This is a genomic window from Helicobacter sp. MIT 01-3238, assembly GCF_003364135.1.
GTDB lineage: Bacteria > Campylobacterota > Campylobacteria > Campylobacterales > Helicobacteraceae > Helicobacter_B.
On sequence record NZ_NXLN01000026.1, the window covers coordinates 1 to 17037 of the forward strand.

Below are 17037 nucleotides of genomic sequence, written 5' to 3' on the forward strand. Positions count from 1 at the left end.
AGATACGATTTGTGTTGAGATATTACCCCCCCCCCCCCCGCACAGTGTCGTGCGAGTAGGCATAGGCTATCCGTATCATTTTTTATCCGTTTTAGACTTTTTGACTATTTCTTAAAGTCTTATCTAGTTTTGCTAGATAGACTTACGCACTAATTCTTTAGTGCTTTTGCTCTAGTAGCTAGCACTTACGCGCTCTGGACGCAGATGACTTCTATCTGTCCTTGCCTCTCTTGTGCTTCTAGCACTAGACTTTCGCATAGTCCTGCCGTATCTATCTCTTTTGGCAGACTCTCTATATATGCCCTCCTCATCATAGTAGCCCATCATATTATCAAACCTATTGCTTCTAAATTTGTAGATAATCATCGCATTTGCCCTAAACACACCAGACTTTAGCTGTCCGCTTTCCCAAAACTGCTTGTCTAAATACACATATCCCGCTTCTGCTGCGATATGAAGCCCGCCAAAAAGTCGCTGATTTATCCCTACACCTAGCGTGTAGACATTGTTGATAAAAGTCGGCTCATAGCTCAAAGCACCATTATCAAGGGAAATCGTTTTTAGTGAATTGTATGCTTTGCCTGCACCTGCTTTTGCTAGCAGTGTGGTGCGCCATAGGCGAACCCCCGCTTGTAACTGGGCTGTGAAAAATCCTAGATGATTTGTAGGGATATAGTCTTTTTTTAGCGTCATAGCATAGTTTGCGTTTATAGAGGGAGTAAGCACAAAGCCAAAGGAATCACTAAGATTAAAGCTAAATTCTCTCTTTAGCCCAAGCGTAGCCACGAGGGAGTCTTGGTAGTAGTGGCTATAATATAGATTTGCCTTAGTCCATTTGCTACGAAACTTTATACCTATGTCATATCCGTGGTCATTGCCACTTGAAGCCCATTTGTTTTTTGTATAGTAGCGAGCGAAAAATCCGTTTTGAAACGCACCTACGCTAATAGTGTTTGCTAGTCCATAGTCATAGGCTAGATATGTTCCCTCATAGTTTGAAAGCATATTGTAGATAAGCATAGTGTTGTTATCAGCGATATTGGATAGATTTTCATAAGATTTTCTTGGGTTTAGTAGGGTGTTTGTATTTGATTGTGCGTTTTGCGTGCCATTTTGTGCACTACCCTGTATGCTGGAGCTAGAATCATTTACAGGGGAGTTGTTTTTACCCTCTATATTTTGCTTGGCTTTCCACTCGGCATAAGGCTTGCAATTATCCTTAGACACACATACGCGGACATATTCTGCCCCCTTGCCAATCTCTATATTTGCATTTTCCCTGCCACCTGTATTGATGTCAAAAGTAGTTTGGTCTTGATAGACTTCATTTTTTACTCCGCCAACGACTTCATTTATCTTTAGGGTATCTGTATTCATAAGATAAGCACCCGCACCCGTATAGGCTTTGTTTATGATTGTTTGTTCTTGTGCTGTGATGATAGATTTTAAACCTATCACACTCTTTCCGTTGATTGTGATTTTGTCTTTAGCCACATCACCCTGTATGAGCACAAGTTCGGGTATAGTTGTGATAATATTTGCTCGTCCTACACCCTCAAAATCATCGATTATAAGATGATTGCCATTGAGTCCCACAAGCATAATATCTATGGTGTTGTTTGTATCTACGCTTAGCGTTCGTATCCTGTTTTGTCCACCAAAAGACACACTTAGTGGCACACCTCTAGTAAAATTTAGCCACCCTATATCCACACCATTTGCGACTAGCTTGCCTCCACCTGCCACAGAAGCCGCAGCAATATAGTTATACGCATTGGCAAATGAAAGCAAAGAGCTGATACAAAGTAGTGCGACAAAGGGAGCGCAAGACTTCGCAATACTCTTGTGAAGCACTAGCTTGCAAAATCGCGCCAAACTCGCTGGGGCATTCGTAAGTGGTGGTGGTAGCAAAAATCTTATAGATGATTTTCGTGCAAATGATTTTTTTGCAAACAATTCTCTTACAAACGATTTCGCGCAACTGTGGAAAAAATCTAGCGAAGTTTTTAGCAAGGCTTTAATTTTCATTTGACATTCCTTTTGTAAAAATGTGTAAGCACTTTGTGTGCTATGGCAAGACTTCTTTTAATCCCTGCTTCAAATTTTGCTTTTTAGATTTTGCCTAGATTTTGCTTGGGGAATCTTGGCTTAAATAAAATCCATAAAAGCAAACAAGCAATTTGTATGACAAATATGTCCAAATAGTCTCTAAGGATAAAAGCGAGATTATATCATAAAATGTATGTTTTTAGTGAATATTTCAAATCTAGCAAAAACGCGCTTGGTGTGTGCAATGGCGTATATTGTTTGCTTTGATAGAAATATGCAAAGGTTTATAAACGGCATTGTCGCAAGAGTGCTGCTTAAATATTGCAAAAATGCCAAAAAGTGTCATAAAAATACCTTAAGGATTTTGTAAAAAAGCGTAAAAATTTGGAGTTGATTTTAGGATTTTGAGATTTTGTGCTTTAGTTTGTCAAAATCTATGCACAAAATCTAGCGACAAAATCGCTTCAAAATCGGCTTGTAAGCATCGATTCGTCTATCGCGCAAAAATGGCCAGATTCTGCGGACATCTTGGGTGCGGGACAAATCCACCTCACATTCCAAAATCCCCTCTTTGTCGCTAAGATGAGCCAAAATCTCGCCTTGCGCACCGCTGATAAAACTATGTCCCCAAAACTCTATCCCCTCGCCCACTCCGCTACTATCAGGCTCAAAGCCCACGCGGTTTATAGCGATAGTAGGGAGGGCATTTGCAATGCTGTGCGCTCTCTGTATCGTGCGCCACGCATCCAGCTGACGGGATTTTTCCTCACTATCATCACTTGGTGTAAACCCAATCGCAGTGGGATAAAAAAGCATATCAGCCCCTCTCAAAGCCATAATCCGCGCCGCCTCTGGATACCACTGGTCCCAGCACACTAGCACACCTAGCCTACCCGCACTCGTATCAATAGGCTCAAAGCCCAAATCCCCCTGCGTGAAGTAAAACTTCTCATAGAAACTAGGGTCATCAGGTATGTGCATCTTGCGATATTTTCCTGCGATTTGCCCGTCTTTTTCAAAAACTACGGCGGTATTGTGATATAGCCCTTTTGCCCGCTTCTCAAAAAGCGAAGTAATGATTACCACACCACATTCTTTTGCAAGTGAGGAAAAAAAGGCAACCTCATCATCAAAAGATTCTGCCAAGTCAAAAGTATCTACATTTTCACTTTGGCAAAAGTAAAGATTTGAGTGCAATTCTTGCAGGGCGACAATGTGAGGAATTTTGGCACTTTTATCTGTGTCGTTTTTTGCGCTATTTTCTACGCTATCGTTTTTTGTGGCTTGTCTAATCTCTTTGGCGATGAAATCCTGCGTAGCGCGAAAGCTGCCTTTGTAGCTATGCTGAATCGCTGTGATTTTTACTTTTTGCGCGGACATTGTGGGCTATTCCTCGTATTCACTATCGGGGTTTTGATAGTCATCATCATCATATTGCTCAAAGCCAGACTCATCAAACTCATCATCTTCCCACTGCTCCTCATCATCGCTCCACTCGCCCTCTTCCTCATCATCAAAGCCAGATTTCGCGCTAAATGGAAATGTGCTTACAAAGGCATTTGTAAATATGCTTGGAAGCGCATTTGCATAAGCAAAATCATTCATAAAATCGCTCATATTGTCTATATTTCTAGCTGTGGTTGTTGCTGTGGCAAACATCGATTCTCCCTTATGATGATGTCTTGTATAATCTCACTTGCGATTTGTAGCCCAAAGCTCGCTGTAACCGCTTCAAAGCTCCCTAGCAAAGAGCAGTGCGCCCTCTCCGAGCTAAATACTACTTTGAAATTCCCATCAAAGCCAGCTTTTTTTAGATACGCGCGGAATTTCCTCGCGAACTTATCCCCGTGAGTAATCCAAATATTGCCCACGCGGATATTAAGAGGGTTTATCTTTTTGCCACTGCCCATAGAGGATATGTGTCGTCCGTAGGGGAGGTTTTTGCACGCTTGTGCGACTAGGACTTTTGCGTCTATATCATCAATCGCATCGACAACATAGTCAAAATCTATGATTGGCTTATTTAGCCCTAGCACTTCGATTAGCTCCTCATCTAGCGTGGCTTCTATGCCTTTGACTCCCTCATATAGTTGCTCTAGGACGCGCACTTTTGGCTCGCCTATGCGCTCCGAGCCGATTTGACGATTTTGGTTGCTTACCTCAAAGCAGTCTTTATCCACAATAGTGATATGGCTAATGCCCGTGCGATATAGCGCGTCTAGGACAAATCCCCCTACACCGCCCGTGCCAAGTATCAGCACGCGGGCATTTGCGATTTTTTGGTAATACTCGCCAAAAAGGATTTTGGAGCGTGAAAATCTATCGGTAGAACTCCCCTGAAGTATGATTTGTTCCTCAAGTGGTATTGGTTTTGGGCTAGTCATTATAATTCCCCTTAAATGATGATTATGATTTGATTTTTTTTGCAAAGAAAATTAGCGATTATAGCACATATACCCCAAAATATGCCCCGTTTTTTGACAAAGTGCCAAAAAGATGTGCGAAAAAAAGGTGGCTAAAAAGGCTTGTTGATTTTGGTTTGATAAAAATCTGCTTAAATAAATTTTTGGTTGATTTTGCTTGGTGGATTTTGCAGATTTGGCAAGGTGCTAGACTTGGCTAGACTTCAAATTGAGATTCATCAGTGTATAGCTCGTTTATGGATTCACTAAATAGTGAGATTTTGCAGCTATGCTCTGCTGTGGCTATGAGCTTCACCACAGCGTTTAAATCTCGTCCGTAGGCATAAATCCCAAATCCCTTTATGATGACAAAATTGCTTTTGTGGGTTTTAAAATACCGCACAATATCCGTATCCACGCGCTCATAGAGGGTGTCATAGTCTTTGCTATCCAAAATCGGGCATTGCTTGCCTAGCACTTTGTAGCCCAAATAGTCATTTGGGATAAGGCTAGTGCGCTTTAGCGAGTAAGCACTAGCAAACGGAGTATACGCACAAATCACAAACTGCGCGTCTAAAAAATTGCGATAAATGCTTGCGTGAATATAGCTATCAAGGCTTGCTTCTTTCCAGCGGTAGTCCTCTTTGTCGTGAAGTAGCATAAACGAATCCAAATCCATAGAATCTAGCAGGGCATCTTTGCGATTGATGAGGAAATTTTCTTTGCTAAGCCTTGCAGAAATACTGCCATAAAAAATCCCAAAAAGCCCGCTTTGAAAAAGAGAGGAAGAAACCTTGCAAAGCCTATGTATCAGCTCGGTATCAGTATGCTTAATGTGGATATTCATAAGTGCTCCTAGATTTTTAAGTAGTCAGGTGTCGGCATTTTAAGTGTTTAGCGTTTATGGTGTTGGCTTAGATTTTGTGCTTTTTGGGATTTTTTAGTTTGTGTGCGCTTGAGTATTTCACTATTTTTTAAGTGGAATTATAGCTTATAAAGAGGATAAAATCTAGATTTTATAAATGTGTCAAAGCATAATGTGTGTGCTTGATTATTTTGCTATTTTTTGGTGCGCCATTTAGGATAAATTTTGCATAGGTGATTTTGCAAATCTATCACAACGGCTTAAATCAAGCAAATCCACCACTTACAAACAAATACAATCCTTTTTGCATTTTTGTGCTACAATTTGGATTTTTAATTCTTAATTAAACTATTTGTGAAACTTAATTTGTGAAGCGCGAATCTATCAAAGGGGCAAAATCAAAATGGTGTATATCACACATTTAGCGAGATTTTTTTACTTAAGTGTTGTAAGTTTTTATCGCTCGCATTGTGATTGCACAAAGCGAGCGCAAAGCCTAGCGCAAAATCCTAATGCTATTTTTCCCTGCAATACCACTTATTTTTTCCACAACTCTACTTCTTTTTTCTGCAATGTTATTTCTTTCTCTGCTATTTCTTTTTCTAGCAAAAATGCTACTTTCGCGTGGTGGTGCGCTCCCGCACCGCAAATCTAATATACACATTTCATCTAATCACATTTGGGCTTTCTAGAATCTAGAGCGTATTTTTAGCGCACTTATCACGCAAATGCGATAGAATCTGTAAAACCGCACAAATCTAGATTCTTAGAGCAAGATTTAAGCAAACTAACAAACAAAGGATAAAAAATGAAAAACAACACTACAAAGCCTTATCTTAAGGCATTCCCTAATAGCGAGGGATTTTTTGGCAAATTTGGCGGGGCGTTTGTCCCAGAGGCGATAGCAACGCAGATGAAGCAAATCGATGAAGCATATCATCTAATCGCGCAAAATAGCGACTTTATCGCGGAGCTGCGTAAGATTCGCAAAACCTTTCAAGGGCGTCCCACACCCATATATTTTGCGCACAATCTCACGCGCAAACTCGGCGGAGCGGGGATTTACCTCAAGCGCGAGGATTTAAACCACACAGGGGCACACAAGCTCAATCATTGTATGGGCGAGGGACTTTTGGCAAAATTTATGGGCAAAAAAAAGCTCATCGCCGAGACGGGCGCAGGACAGCACGGCGTGGCGTTAGCCACTGCGGCGGCGTATTTTGGAATGGAGTGCGAGATTTATATGGGCGAGGTGGATATAGCAAAGGAGCATCCAAATGTCGTGCGTATGAAGATTTTGGGTGCGAAAGTCGTGCCTGTGAGTGCGGGTGCGAAAACGCTAAAAGAAGCGGTAGATGCGGCTTTTGAAGCGTATTTGGCTGACCCGATAAACTCTATGTATGCCATAGGCAGCGTGGTAGGACCGCACCCATTCCCCAAAATCGTGCGCGATTTTCAAGCGGTTGTGGGCTTTGAGGCAAGGGAGCAATTCCTAGAGATGACAGGCGAGTTGCCAGATATTGTAACTGCGTGTGTGGGCGGTGGAAGCAATGCTATGGGGATTTTTAGCGGATTTATCGATGATGAGTTTATCGAGCTTATAGGCGTAGAGCCACTTGGCAAGGGCGCGCAACACAATGCAAAACTTGGCGAGCACGCCGCAAGTTTGAGTTATGGAAGTGAGGGCGTAATGCACGGCTTTAACTCCATAATGCTAAAAGACGCAAAGGGCGAACCCGCACCCGTGCATAGCGTAGCAAGTGGCTTAGACTACCAAAGCGTGGGACCAGAGCACGCCTACTTGCACGAAATCGGGCGCACAAAAGTAGAAACCATAAGCGACAAGGAAGCGATAGAAGCGTTTTTCACGCTAAGTCGTAACGAGGGCATAATCCCCGCAATTGAATCTAGCCACGCACTAGCCTACGCGCTAAAAATCGCACCAAAGCTAAAAGGCAAAAAGATTTTGGTAAATCTAAGCGGCAGAGGCGATAAGGATATAGACTTTGTGGCAGAAAATTACGGATATGGGGAGTAAATAAAAAGCATATCTTTTTGGCAACAAAACACCAAAAAGATATGCTACAATCCCACTTTCAATCTCGCCTTATAGATTCGTGCGTTTTGTGCGAAATACATAGCACTTACATTCAAAGGATACAAAAATGTGGCAAAATTTTTCTCACAGGGGGGGGGGGCAATAGCAAATTAAATTCACAAGTTAGGCTAGCTTGGCATACTTTTTACAAACATCTCACAAAATCTCACAAACTCCCTAAAATCGCTTTAGCATTGTTTTTGCTTGGTGCAAATATCACATTTGCCGAAGATAGTAGTGCATTCATAGGAGTCGGAATCGGTGGCAGTGGCACTGCTTTTGGCATTGATAAAGTCAAACAATCTCGTAGTGGCTTAAGTTATGGTTTTGTGATTGGGTATAAGAAATTTTTTAATGAGTATTTGGGGCTTAGATTTTATGCAAACTTGGATTTGCACCACAATATGAACAAACTTAATGGCGAGGACAAAGCATTAAAAGCGATTTTTGTAAATTTCGGTGTAAATATGGATTTTTTAGCCAACTTTATTTCTAATGAATCGCTTGAATTTGGTGCATTTGCAGGAACTAGAATCGGTGCGACAAAGATAACGGGCAAGGATATTGAAGAATCAAAAAATAGAGCGGAAAAATTGGGAGTAAAATTCATAGACACAGCCCTTGATGTCGCTCTAAATGTGGGGCTTCGCACAAATATCGCCACAAATCACGGAATCGAAATCGCGCTACAAGTGCCATTTTTACCTGTGGAGCTAATGAGCGAAAATACAGGGACAACCACATATAAAGTAACTTTTGGGCAAGAATACAGCATCTTGGCACGATATACATTTCACTTTGATTAGAATCTAGATTTTACGCTTTATTCAGTCAGGTAAAGTAAATTTCACAACATTTGCATTTATATCTATGCCCTTTTTTTGCCAATCATAGTTTTTTGCTAAATGTCCTAAATCTAATGCACGAAAGCCAATCTCTGTCAAATCTGCCACCAAAACATTTGCCGTTGGTCCGCACATTAAAATGTGAATAAAATCTTTATCATAGCCTTTTAATCGCGCCAAAATATTATCATACTCACTAAAGCAATGTTTGTTTGGGACAAATTCATATTTAAGCTCTTTTGCGGTATCAAAAATATTAAACTTATAGCTATCAAAAGCCTCTTTGCAACCCACTAAAACAAGCTTTTTATCTTGGAAAAAATCACGCCACATTTGGAAGTTTTCCCCCCCCCCCCCCCACCATTTTACCCGTGCTAGCTTCACAATATTTAATGTCATAATTTATGTATTTTGTAAGTATTTGGCGCATTTTTGGCACAGCATAAAGTTCAAAATTTTTACAAACTTCATTTGTTTGCTCTATGATTTCAGCCATTGGATTTGGATAATAATATCTGCGATTTATGCCAATCATTAGGTTTGAATGTGGATTAGTAAAAATCTCCCTTAGTCGCATTGTAAGCGTTTTATCTGCTTTTTGGAATCCTATGTCATCGCCATTCATCACCATTATCTCTCCATCGCCAAATCGTGCAATATTTTTATTCGTGGTAAAAATCTCATTTCTCGTTTCATCAGCGTTTAAAATCGTGGGACGTTTTATGCCACTATTTGGAATCGCATATAAAATATGCTCTAATAGCAAATCATCATCTAATCGTGACTTAGCATTTCTATGTAAATCTTTCAGTGAATACCGAAAGCTATCGCGCAAATTGCGAAAGAATATTTCTATCGGTTTGAGTAGTTTCATATTAACGCTCCTTTAATTTTTTATGGATTAGTTCGCTACAAATCCGCCTTTGAAAAAGTTTTCATTGCCCGTTTTAGTCGCTGTGAGCTTGAAAATCACGCAACCATCAGGGCAAACGATAACCTTGCTATACTTGCTTTCCCCACCGATATTTTCCAAGTCCCCGCCACTTCGCACCGCCTCCATAGCAGGGAACATTATCATCATTGTCTTAGAGCAAATGCCCTGCCCCTCCTCATTTACAGGGCAACCATACGAGCATTTATACTTATCGCCAATCTCCTCGCCATTCCTGCAATACCCTTGCGTTTCCTCGCCCCGCAGGAATCCCACCACTTCGATTTCAAACTCGTATTCCTCGTTATACCATTTTTTCATCGCAAGCCTTATTGCCTACTTGACTTTGCAAAAATCCTTTATTGCTTCGACTTTGTCGGTTTTTTCCCAGCTAAATTCAGGCAATTCGCGTCCAAAGTGCCCATACGCTGCAGTTTTGCGATAAATGGGGCGGAGCAAGTCAAGCGATTCAATGATTCCCTTTGGCGTTAGGCGAAATACCTTTTTTACACATTCTGTGAGAGTGGAATCTTCTACTTTACCCGTGCCTTGCGTATCGACTAAAATTGACACAGGCTCTACCACGCCGATTGCGTAAGCTAGTTGCACCACCGCTTTGTCGCACACGCCACTAGCGACTAGATTTTTAGCGACATATCGTGCCGCATACGCCGCGCTTCTATCGACTTTGCTAGGGTCTTTCCCGCTAAATGCGCCTCCGCCGTGCGGACAGCTCCCGCCGTAAGTATCCACAATGATTTTGCGCCCTGTAAGCCCCGCATCCCCTTGCGGTCCGCCGATGACAAACTTGCCTGTGGGATTGACAAAGTAGCGGATATTATCATTTAGATATTCCTTTGGCAGGACTTTTTGGACGATTTCCTCTATCACGGCGTCTTTTAGATGATTTTGCGCCGTTTCTGGGCTGTGCTGTGTGGAAATCACAATCGTATCAATGCTCTTTGGCACACCATTTTCATAGCGCACGGTTACTTGAGATTTACCATCGGGGCGTAAAAATGGCAGTGTGCCGTCTTTGCGCTTTGCCGCTAAGCCCTCTGTCAAGCGATGAGAGAGCCAAATAGGCAGTGGCATAAGGCTAGGCGTCTCACGGCACGCATAGCCAAACATAAGCCCTTGGTCTCCCGCACCTATCTCGCCATCCTCCCTATCCACGCCTTGATTTATGTCAGGGCTTTGCTCACCTATGCCATTTAGCACCGCGCAGGATTTGTAGTCAAAGCCATAGAGCGCGTCTGTGTAGCCAATGTCTTGCACCACCTCACGCGCAATGTCCTGCATAGGCGCGTAAATGCTCGTTTTTAGCTCCCCTGCGATGACGCAAAAGCCATTGCTAAGCAGTGTCTCACACGCCACACGCGCCTTTTTATCACGCGCGATTATGTAGTCTAGCACCGCATCGCTGATTTGGTCAGCCATTTTATCGGGGTGTCCCTCTGTAACGGATTCGGAAGTAAAGAGAAAAGATTTTGTTGCCATTTGAAAACTCCTTAAATTTTGATTGTGCAAAAAGCTAAACTCTTATCTAAACTCGTATTGTGTTTTAGCGATTTGCAACCTTTATGCGTAAAATCCTAGCTAAAATTTCTAAATAAAATGTGCAAACACAATATGAGTTTGTGCAAAAACTACTTAAAGATTCATACACAAACTTATGCTAGAATCCACAAATCATTATACGCCAAAATCACGCCCCCAATCACGCTAGAGTAGCAAAATCTAAGGCTTTTATTTAAGGAGAAAAAATGATAAAAATCGCGCATAGTCCCGATGCTGATGATATTTTTATGTATTATGCGATAAAGTTTGGGTGGGTGGATTGCTCTTTGGGATTTGAGAGTGTCGCCCTTGATATTGAGACGCTAAACCGCGCCACTTTGGAGGAAGTCTATGATGTAAGTGCGATTTCTTTCGCGCTATATCCGTTTGTAAGAGAATCCTACGCACTGCTTCGCACAGCAGTTAGCTTTGGTAATGGCTACGGTCCAAAGCTAATCAAGCGCAAAGGAGCAAAGCTAAAGCCAAATTTCAAAGTCGCCCTAAGTGGCAAATACACCACAAACGCGCTACTTTTTTCTATCGCTTATCCACAGGCACGAGTGGTGTATAAAAACTTCTTAGAAATCGAATCTTCCGTGCTAAATGGCGAAGTCGATGCAGGAGTGCTAATCCACGAATCGATTTTAGATTTTAGCGAAGAGCTAGAAGTAGAGCGCGAGATATGGGAGATTTGGCGCGAGCTATCAAACGAGGTAGCAAAAGAATCTTTTAGCGATGAAGTAGGAGAGATTTTAGGCAAAGATGAATGCCTGCCACTGCCACTAGGAGGAATGGCACTGCGCCGCTCTATCCCACTAAATCGCGCCATAGAGATAGAATCCACCCTCACAAAAGCCGTGCAAGTCGCCACAGATAATAAACCCCTACTATCATCTATGCTACTAAATCGTAACCTAATACGCGTAAATGCCACGCAACTAGATACATATCTAAATCTCTATGCAAATGCAGAATCCATAAGCCTTAGCAAAAAGCAGATTCTAGCTTTAGATGTGCTTTTCGCACTTGGAGAAAGGCATAGCAAATATGACAAAGCGATAAAAGCAAGCGAGTTTTTTATCCCACGCGAATACGCGCAACTGCGAAATTGCTAGATTCTATCACTCTTTGATTTTAGGGTCGATGACTTCTTTTGCTTGCAAGTAGTATTTGCCCACCCTGCCTAAATGAGGTGGCAAAAAGCGCAAGTCATCTTTATAAATCTCATCATCTACAAAGCATTTTTTTGCCTCTATGAGCGCGGTGGTGTTTGCCACACTTAGATTCAAAATCTCTCTTAAATCGCAAAAATAAGCCACTTTCACGCCCTTTGGCAAAGGTGGATAGGCACAATCTACACTCTCTAGCTCTATGCCAAACGCGCTAGCCTCACTCCTATTTGGCTCTATCTCACTAGCACTTTGCTCGACTTTTTCTAGCCAATCAACCATTACAAGCGATACGCTCACACGCTTTGTATCACGCAGATTTTGCAAAGTATCTTTGGGAGTGCCATCACTCTTTAGCGAGAAGCATAGCGAAAATATCGGTGGTGTAGAATTCACCACGCCAAAAAAGCTAAAAGGTGCTAGATTTACCACGCCATTTGAATTTATGCTAGACACCCACGCAATAGGACGAGGAGTAATAGTATTGCTTAGCAGTCGATAGTTTGCAAGTGCGCTTGAAAATCCAAAATCCACTATCATATTGCCTCCTTAAGTTTTGCTTTTTGCTTAAAAAACTTGCGTTTTGATTTTTTACAAAATTTGCATTTTCACATTGTAACGCGTTTTTAGGTTTTGGCGTATTTTTCTAAAATCTTATTTGCTTCATCTATTACCAAAGAGGGAAGCAAATCCACCATACACTTATGATGTCCCTCGCCCTTTGGCAGTGGGCATTCGCGCTTTTTGCACGGAGTGCAAGGCACTTCCTTTTGCAACAAAGTAAAATATTTAGCGCGAAATCCATTTGTCTCACTACTTTTTGTAGGACCAAAAAGCGCGATAGTAGGCACACCTAGCGCACAAGCGATGTGCATAGGACCGCTATCATTTGTGATAAACACACTTAGCTTGCTAATTGCCCTCATAAGCCCTTGAATATCTGTCTTGCCACAAAGATTTAAGATATTTTTTTGCACACTCTCTTCTTGTATGTTTTCTTTGGCATTTGATTTTTTGGCAAAATCTAATCCAAAATCTTGCGCAACATTTTGGGCAATATCTTGGGCTAGATTTTGGGCTTGAGTGCGTATCTGCTCGCCTAGCTCATAATCCCCTTTCGTGCCAAAAATCACCACCACTTCCCCGCGCAGTGCAAAATAGCTAGCAACCTCTGCAAAATAGCTAGGCAACCACCGCTTAGCACTTCCATAAGCTGCAGCTGGATTTAGCCCGATGATTTTTTGATTTGATTTCTTGGTGGCGTCTTTATCGCAAGTTTTATCACAAAAAATATCCAAAAACTCGCTTGGGATTTTTGCTTCTTGGGCTAAATGTAGCTTAAGATTTGGCGTGATAGATTCTAGTGTTTTAATATCGCAAAATCCACTAAAATCTAGCAAATCTATCACGCACCGAGCTAGATTTGCATAGCTTAGCACTTGGTGGATATTTCGTAGCTTTGGCACACTTTTATTTAGTAGCACACTGCCAAAAGTGCGCTTATATCCCACCCTAAAACGCGCTTTAGTAAACCTTAAAAACAACGCGCTATAAAAATGATTTGTAAGCGTTAGGGCAATATCTGGCACTCCAAAATCACTTATCACGCGATTTGCTAGGGCTTTTGTGGCTAGCACTCGGCATTTTGATTTTTTGCTATCATCAGGGATAAAGACTTCTACGCGCTCATCACCTCTAAAGACTTCTAGCACCCCACTTGGTGCGACTAGACAAAATCTAGCCTTGCTAAAGTGTGATTTTAGTAGCTCTAGCGCAGGAGTGCTCATAACCGCATCTCCTAGCCAATTTGGCAGGCGAATGAGGATTTTTGGGGATTGTGGCAGATTTTGGGCTTTGGTAGTTGTGTCGCGTTTCATTTTATGTGCCTTTAGTTGTTTTATTGCGCGTTTTTGTTGGTTGCATTTTAGCAACTTTGTTATAATACGCCAAAATTTATGCACTTGGAGCGCACTATGCCAAAATCTAGCAAAGAATCTAGCCAAAAATCTAGCAAGCAAACCACCCAAAAAGACTCTACTAACCCCCAAACCAAAGCCCAAAATCAAAACACACTTATCACGCCACGCACACTTAGTGGGTTTCGCGACTATCTCCCAAAAGAAGCAATGGCAAAAGAAAAGCTAATCGCTTCGCTTACAACGGTGTTTGAAAGTTTTGGATTTGCCCCTATTGAGACACCGCATTTGGAATATGCCGAGATTTTGCTACGACAAGGAAGCGATGAGATACAAAAAGAGCTATATAGATTTGTGGATAATGGCGGGCGAGATGTAGTGCTACGATTTGACCAGACTGTGCCTTTAGCGCGATTTATCACGCAGTATAGAAATGAGCTAGATTTGCCTTTTAAGCGGTTTGCTATCGGCAATGTGTTTCGCGGAGAGAGAGCACAAAAGGGACGATATAGGGAATTTACCCAATGTGATTTTGACTTCATAGGAAGCGATAGTATCGGGTGTGATGCCGAGATTATCGAAGTGATTTATGCCTCTCTTAGTGCGTTAGGGCTAGATGAATTTACCATTTGGGTAAATCACAGAAGCGTGCTAAATGGCATTGCAGAACATTTTGGGATTAGGGATTCTAAGGATTTGGAAAGTTTTTTGCGCTTGATAGACAAACTTGACAAAATTGGGGAAGAAAATCTAGCCAAAGAACTACAATCCACCCTAAAACTTGATAGTAAAAAAGTAGATGAAATAATCTCACTCATATCTATCAAGCAAATCACGCAAAGAGATGAGTTTTTTGCCTCTGTGGCATACCTAAAAGAATGGAATGCCGAGCTAAAAAAAGGCATAGATGAGCTAGAATCTTGTTTTAGGATTCTCTCAAGTGTGCAGATGGCGACTTCATCGTGTCGTGTGAGCTTTGCTATCGCACGCGGACTAGGATACTACACAGGAATCGTGTATGAAACCACGCTAAATCGCCTAAAATCACTCGGTAGTGTCTGCTCTGGCGGGCGATATGACAATCTCACGCGTAGCTTCTCGCGAGAGCGCATAAGTGGCGTGGGTGCGAGTATCGGGCTAGATAGACTGCTAGCAGGACTTGAGGAGCTAGGAGTGCTTAGAGGCAAAGGCACAAGTGCAGAAGTGCTAATCGTATGTATGAGGGAGGAATTTATCGCTTACGCACACCAAATCGCGCAGAGTTTGCGCCGAAGCAAAATCTACACCGAAGTCTATCCACAAGCCACCAAGCTACAAAAATCGCTTAGCTATGCAAACAACAAAGGACACGAGCACTGCATAATCATCGGTGAAAACGAGTTTAGCACCCAAACACTCACCATAAAAAATATGACAACGGGCGTGCAGTTTGATTCTATCAGCCTTTTGCGTGTAATAGAAATAGTGAAATAGTAGGCTATTTAAGTTTTTGGCAGGTTTCTTGCAATGCTTTTTAAAAACTTTTATGGCGTGAATCTTTAGGAAATCTTGCATTTCTTGTGATAAAATTTTGGGTATGAGTAAAAAAGATAGAGTGAAAACAAAACTTGATTTGTTAAAAAGCCTGATTTTAGGCTTTATGACCGCTCTTTTTGGCGTGGGAGGCTACACTTTTGCCAATAGAAACGAGCTTTACCTGATAGATTACGCCACCATAGGAATTGTATCTTGCATATTGGTAGGTTTGATATGTTGGTGTGGGTTTAGTTTCAAAAAAGAACTTGACAAATTGGAGAAAATGAAATGATAGGACTTTTAGTAACCGTGCTAATCACCATTGCACTAGCCTTTTCAACTATTTTTGTCATCAAAGTGATAAACTAAAAATGAAAAGTAGATTCCAAAGCACACTCTACACCTTTTTGTGTGGCTTTGTGGCGTTGTGGCTAGCAGGCTGTCATAGCAGTATCAAACCTAGCATTATAGAATCTAGCGAGCAAGATTCCCTAGAATCAACCCAATCAGCCAAAACAACAAAAAAAACCAAAAAAGATTCCACTAAAGCAGATTCCCAAACAGATTCAAAATTAGGCTTAAAAAGGGATTCCACAAAAGATTCTGCCAAATCCACTTGCAACGCCCCAGCACCCAAGACTTCCGCACTTCTTAGCTTTGTAGGCGATAATGTGCTAGGTGATTACAAAGGTGCGAGTGGAGAGACTTTTAATGCAAAATTTAGCGAGGTTAAGGGGGATTTTGCCTACTTCAGCAATGGAGTGCGCGAAGTGCTAGGGAGTGATGATTTAACCATAGGCAATATGGAGGGTGTGCTAAGCGATAGGGAGCTAAAAAACGCCTTTGAAAAGCCTTTTTCTTTCAAAGGACGCTCAAGCTACACTCAAGTTTTGCGCGAAGCAAGCATAGAAGCACTAAACCTAGCAAATAACCATTCTCGCGACTATGGAGCACAAGGATTCCAAGACACAAAAGAGCATTTGATAAATGCTGGATTTCACACTTTTGGCGAGGGAATTTTAAGCATTGTAGAAGTAAATGGCATAAAAATAGGGCTAGCAGGACATCGCGGGTGGAATCTAGCGATAAAATCCCAAGTCGCTAAAGAGATTGCCGAGCTACAATCACAAGGTGCGGATTTTGTGATTTTTACATTTCATTGGGGCGAAGAGCGGGAGCATTATCCCAATGCCACACAAAAACAGCTAGGGCGATTCACGCTTGATAGTGGCGCAGATATGGTGGTAGCCCATCACCCCCACGTATTGCAAGGAATCGAGCAATATAAAGACAAGAAAATCATATATAGTCTAGGCAACTTCATCTATGGTGGTGCAAAAAATCCCAAAGACAAAGATACGATGATTTATCAAAGTTTGATTTTGGATTTTGCTAGTGAGGAGGAGGCAGGCGAGTTTGCAAGTGGGTTTGAGCAAAATACTTGTTTGCAAAAGCAATGGTTATCGCGATTTTCTCAAGGGGAGTTTTTGCCCTCACAAAGTCGCATAACAAAATCTAGCCACTTTGTAGTGCTTCATAACATCGTGCCTGCAAGTATCAGCTCAAGCACCACACACAACGACTACTCCCCCAAAATCTACAAAAAAAATGGTGATACTAATTCTAAAGTAGGCTATGAGCGCGTGCTAAAACGACTAGAACAATACTCACAAGGCTTGCACTAGAT

General features: G+C 41.8%; 16 protein-coding genes. 5 read left to right on the top strand and 11 right to left on the bottom strand.

The window, feature by feature from the left end:
- Positions 1-171: 171 nt before the first annotated feature.
- The 5 genes from CQA40_RS08690 to CQA40_RS08715 all read right to left on the bottom strand — a co-directional run bounded on the left by CQA40_RS08690 (position 172) and on the right by CQA40_RS08715 (position 5298).
- The gene (locus CQA40_RS08690) at positions 172-2028 is read right to left on the bottom strand and encodes a hypothetical protein (protein WP_115520463.1); all 1857 of its coding nucleotides are present in this window, start codon (positions 2026-2028) and stop codon (positions 172-174) included.
- A gap of 468 nt (positions 2029-2496) precedes the next feature.
- The gene (locus CQA40_RS08695; RefSeq protein ID WP_115520464.1) at positions 2497-3429 is read right to left on the bottom strand and encodes a carbon-nitrogen hydrolase; all 933 of its coding nucleotides are present in this window, start codon (positions 3427-3429) and stop codon (positions 2497-2499) included.
- A gap of 6 nt (positions 3430-3435) precedes the next feature.
- Positions 3436-3708, bottom strand: coding sequence for a hypothetical protein (locus CQA40_RS08700; RefSeq protein WP_115520465.1), 273 nt, complete (start codon positions 3706-3708; stop codon positions 3436-3438).
- Positions 3672-4433, bottom strand: a complete 762-nt coding sequence (locus tag CQA40_RS08705; protein WP_115520466.1) for a tRNA threonylcarbamoyladenosine dehydratase — start codon at positions 4431-4433, stop codon at positions 3672-3674. Before CQA40_RS08705 ends, CQA40_RS08700 begins: the two co-directional genes overlap by 37 nt.
- Before the next feature lie 235 nt (positions 4434-4668).
- Complete coding sequence (locus CQA40_RS08715; protein ID WP_023928153.1) at positions 4669-5298, bottom strand: class II aldolase/adducin family protein; 630 nt, start codon at positions 5296-5298, stop codon at positions 4669-4671.
- A gap of 826 nt (positions 5299-6124) precedes the next feature.
- On the opposite strand from CQA40_RS08715, the gene trpB reads away from it, so the two are divergent.
- Both trpB and CQA40_RS08730 read left to right on the top strand, forming a co-directional pair.
- Positions 6125-7354, top strand: coding sequence for a tryptophan synthase subunit beta (gene trpB, locus CQA40_RS08725; protein ID WP_115520469.1), 1230 nt, complete (start codon positions 6125-6127; stop codon positions 7352-7354).
- A gap of 17 nt (positions 7355-7371) precedes the next feature.
- Positions 7372-8220: an outer membrane beta-barrel protein gene (locus CQA40_RS08730; protein WP_115520470.1), complete on the top strand. Its 849-nt coding sequence runs from the start codon at positions 7372-7374 to the stop codon at positions 8218-8220.
- 21 nt (positions 8221-8241) lie between these two features.
- Here CQA40_RS08730 and CQA40_RS08735 read toward each other — a convergent pair whose 3' ends face one another.
- From CQA40_RS08735 to metK, 4 genes are read right to left on the bottom strand one after another with little or no spacing between them, the layout of a single operon-like run.
- Positions 8242-8553, bottom strand: a complete 312-nt coding sequence (locus tag CQA40_RS08735; protein ID WP_258864515.1) for a GT-D fold domain-containing glycosyltransferase — start codon at positions 8551-8553, stop codon at positions 8242-8244.
- A gap of 28 nt (positions 8554-8581) precedes the next feature.
- Complete coding sequence (locus tag CQA40_RS08740; protein WP_115520472.1) at positions 8582-9133, bottom strand: GT-D fold domain-containing glycosyltransferase; 552 nt, start codon at positions 9131-9133, stop codon at positions 8582-8584.
- 27 nt (positions 9134-9160) lie between these two features.
- On the bottom strand, positions 9161-9511 hold the full coding sequence (locus tag CQA40_RS08745; RefSeq protein ID WP_115520473.1) for a TIGR04076 family protein: 351 nt from the start codon (positions 9509-9511) through the stop codon (positions 9161-9163).
- A 15-nt stretch (positions 9512-9526) separates the two neighbouring features.
- Entirely contained in the window at positions 9527-10690 is a 1164-nt protein-coding gene (gene metK, locus CQA40_RS08750) for a methionine adenosyltransferase (RefSeq protein ID WP_115520474.1), read from the bottom strand.
- Between the two features lie 266 nt (positions 10691-10956).
- Here metK and CQA40_RS08755 point away from each other — a divergent pair, with 266 nt between their 5' ends.
- Positions 10957-11865, top strand: coding sequence for a menaquinone biosynthesis family protein (locus CQA40_RS08755; protein ID WP_115520475.1), 909 nt, complete (start codon positions 10957-10959; stop codon positions 11863-11865).
- A 6-nt stretch (positions 11866-11871) separates the two neighbouring features.
- Here CQA40_RS08755 and CQA40_RS08760 read toward each other — a convergent pair whose 3' ends face one another.
- Both CQA40_RS08760 and CQA40_RS08765 read right to left on the bottom strand, forming a co-directional pair.
- Entirely contained in the window at positions 11872-12459 is a 588-nt protein-coding gene (locus CQA40_RS08760; protein ID WP_115520476.1) for a flavin reductase family protein, read from the bottom strand.
- A gap of 86 nt (positions 12460-12545) precedes the next feature.
- Positions 12546-13796, bottom strand: coding sequence for a glycosyltransferase family 9 protein (locus tag CQA40_RS08765; protein WP_115520477.1), 1251 nt, complete (start codon positions 13794-13796; stop codon positions 12546-12548).
- A 96-nt stretch (positions 13797-13892) separates the two neighbouring features.
- On the opposite strand from CQA40_RS08765, the gene hisS reads away from it, so the two are divergent.
- Both hisS and CQA40_RS08785 read left to right on the top strand, forming a co-directional pair.
- Positions 13893-15308, top strand: coding sequence for a histidine--tRNA ligase (gene hisS / locus CQA40_RS08770; RefSeq protein WP_115520478.1), 1416 nt, complete (start codon positions 13893-13895; stop codon positions 15306-15308).
- A 413-nt stretch (positions 15309-15721) separates the two neighbouring features.
- Positions 15722-17035, top strand: coding sequence for a CapA family protein (locus CQA40_RS08785; RefSeq protein WP_115520481.1), 1314 nt, complete (start codon positions 15722-15724; stop codon positions 17033-17035).
- The last annotated feature ends 2 nt before the right edge of the window (positions 17036-17037 follow it).

Bases quoted from the DNA above. Each gene is read 5' to 3' on its own strand.
- CQA40_RS08785 (WP_115520481.1), top strand. From the start codon at position 15,722: ATGAAAAGTAGATTCCAAAGCACACTCTACACCTTTTTGTGTGGCTTT.
- metK (WP_115520474.1), bottom strand. From the start codon at position 10,690: ATGGCAACAAAATCTTTTCTCTTTACTTCCGAATCCGTTACAGAGGGA.
- CQA40_RS08715 (WP_023928153.1), bottom strand. From the start codon at position 5,298: ATGAATATCCACATTAAGCATACTGATACCGAGCTGATACATAGGCTT.
- CQA40_RS08705 (WP_115520466.1), bottom strand. From the start codon at position 4,433: ATGACTAGCCCAAAACCAATACCACTTGAGGAACAAATCATACTTCAG.
- CQA40_RS08700 (WP_115520465.1), bottom strand. From the start codon at position 3,708: ATGTTTGCCACAGCAACAACCACAGCTAGAAATATAGACAATATGAGC.
- CQA40_RS08755 (WP_115520475.1), top strand. From the start codon at position 10,957: ATGATAAAAATCGCGCATAGTCCCGATGCTGATGATATTTTTATGTAT.
- CQA40_RS08760 (WP_115520476.1), bottom strand. From the start codon at position 12,459: ATGATAGTGGATTTTGGATTTTCAAGCGCACTTGCAAACTATCGACTG.
- trpB (WP_115520469.1), top strand. From the start codon at position 6,125: ATGAAAAACAACACTACAAAGCCTTATCTTAAGGCATTCCCTAATAGC.
- CQA40_RS08695 (WP_115520464.1), bottom strand. From the start codon at position 3,429: ATGTCCGCGCAAAAAGTAAAAATCACAGCGATTCAGCATAGCTACAAA.
- CQA40_RS08740 (WP_115520472.1), bottom strand. From the start codon at position 9,133: ATGAAACTACTCAAACCGATAGAAATATTCTTTCGCAATTTGCGCGAT.
- CQA40_RS08690 (WP_115520463.1), bottom strand. From the start codon at position 2,028: ATGAAAATTAAAGCCTTGCTAAAAACTTCGCTAGATTTTTTCCACAGT.
- CQA40_RS08745 (WP_115520473.1), bottom strand. From the start codon at position 9,511: ATGAAAAAATGGTATAACGAGGAATACGAGTTTGAAATCGAAGTGGTG.
- hisS (WP_115520478.1), top strand. From the start codon at position 13,893: ATGCCAAAATCTAGCAAAGAATCTAGCCAAAAATCTAGCAAGCAAACC.
- CQA40_RS08765 (WP_115520477.1), bottom strand. From the start codon at position 13,796: ATGAAACGCGACACAACTACCAAAGCCCAAAATCTGCCACAATCCCCA.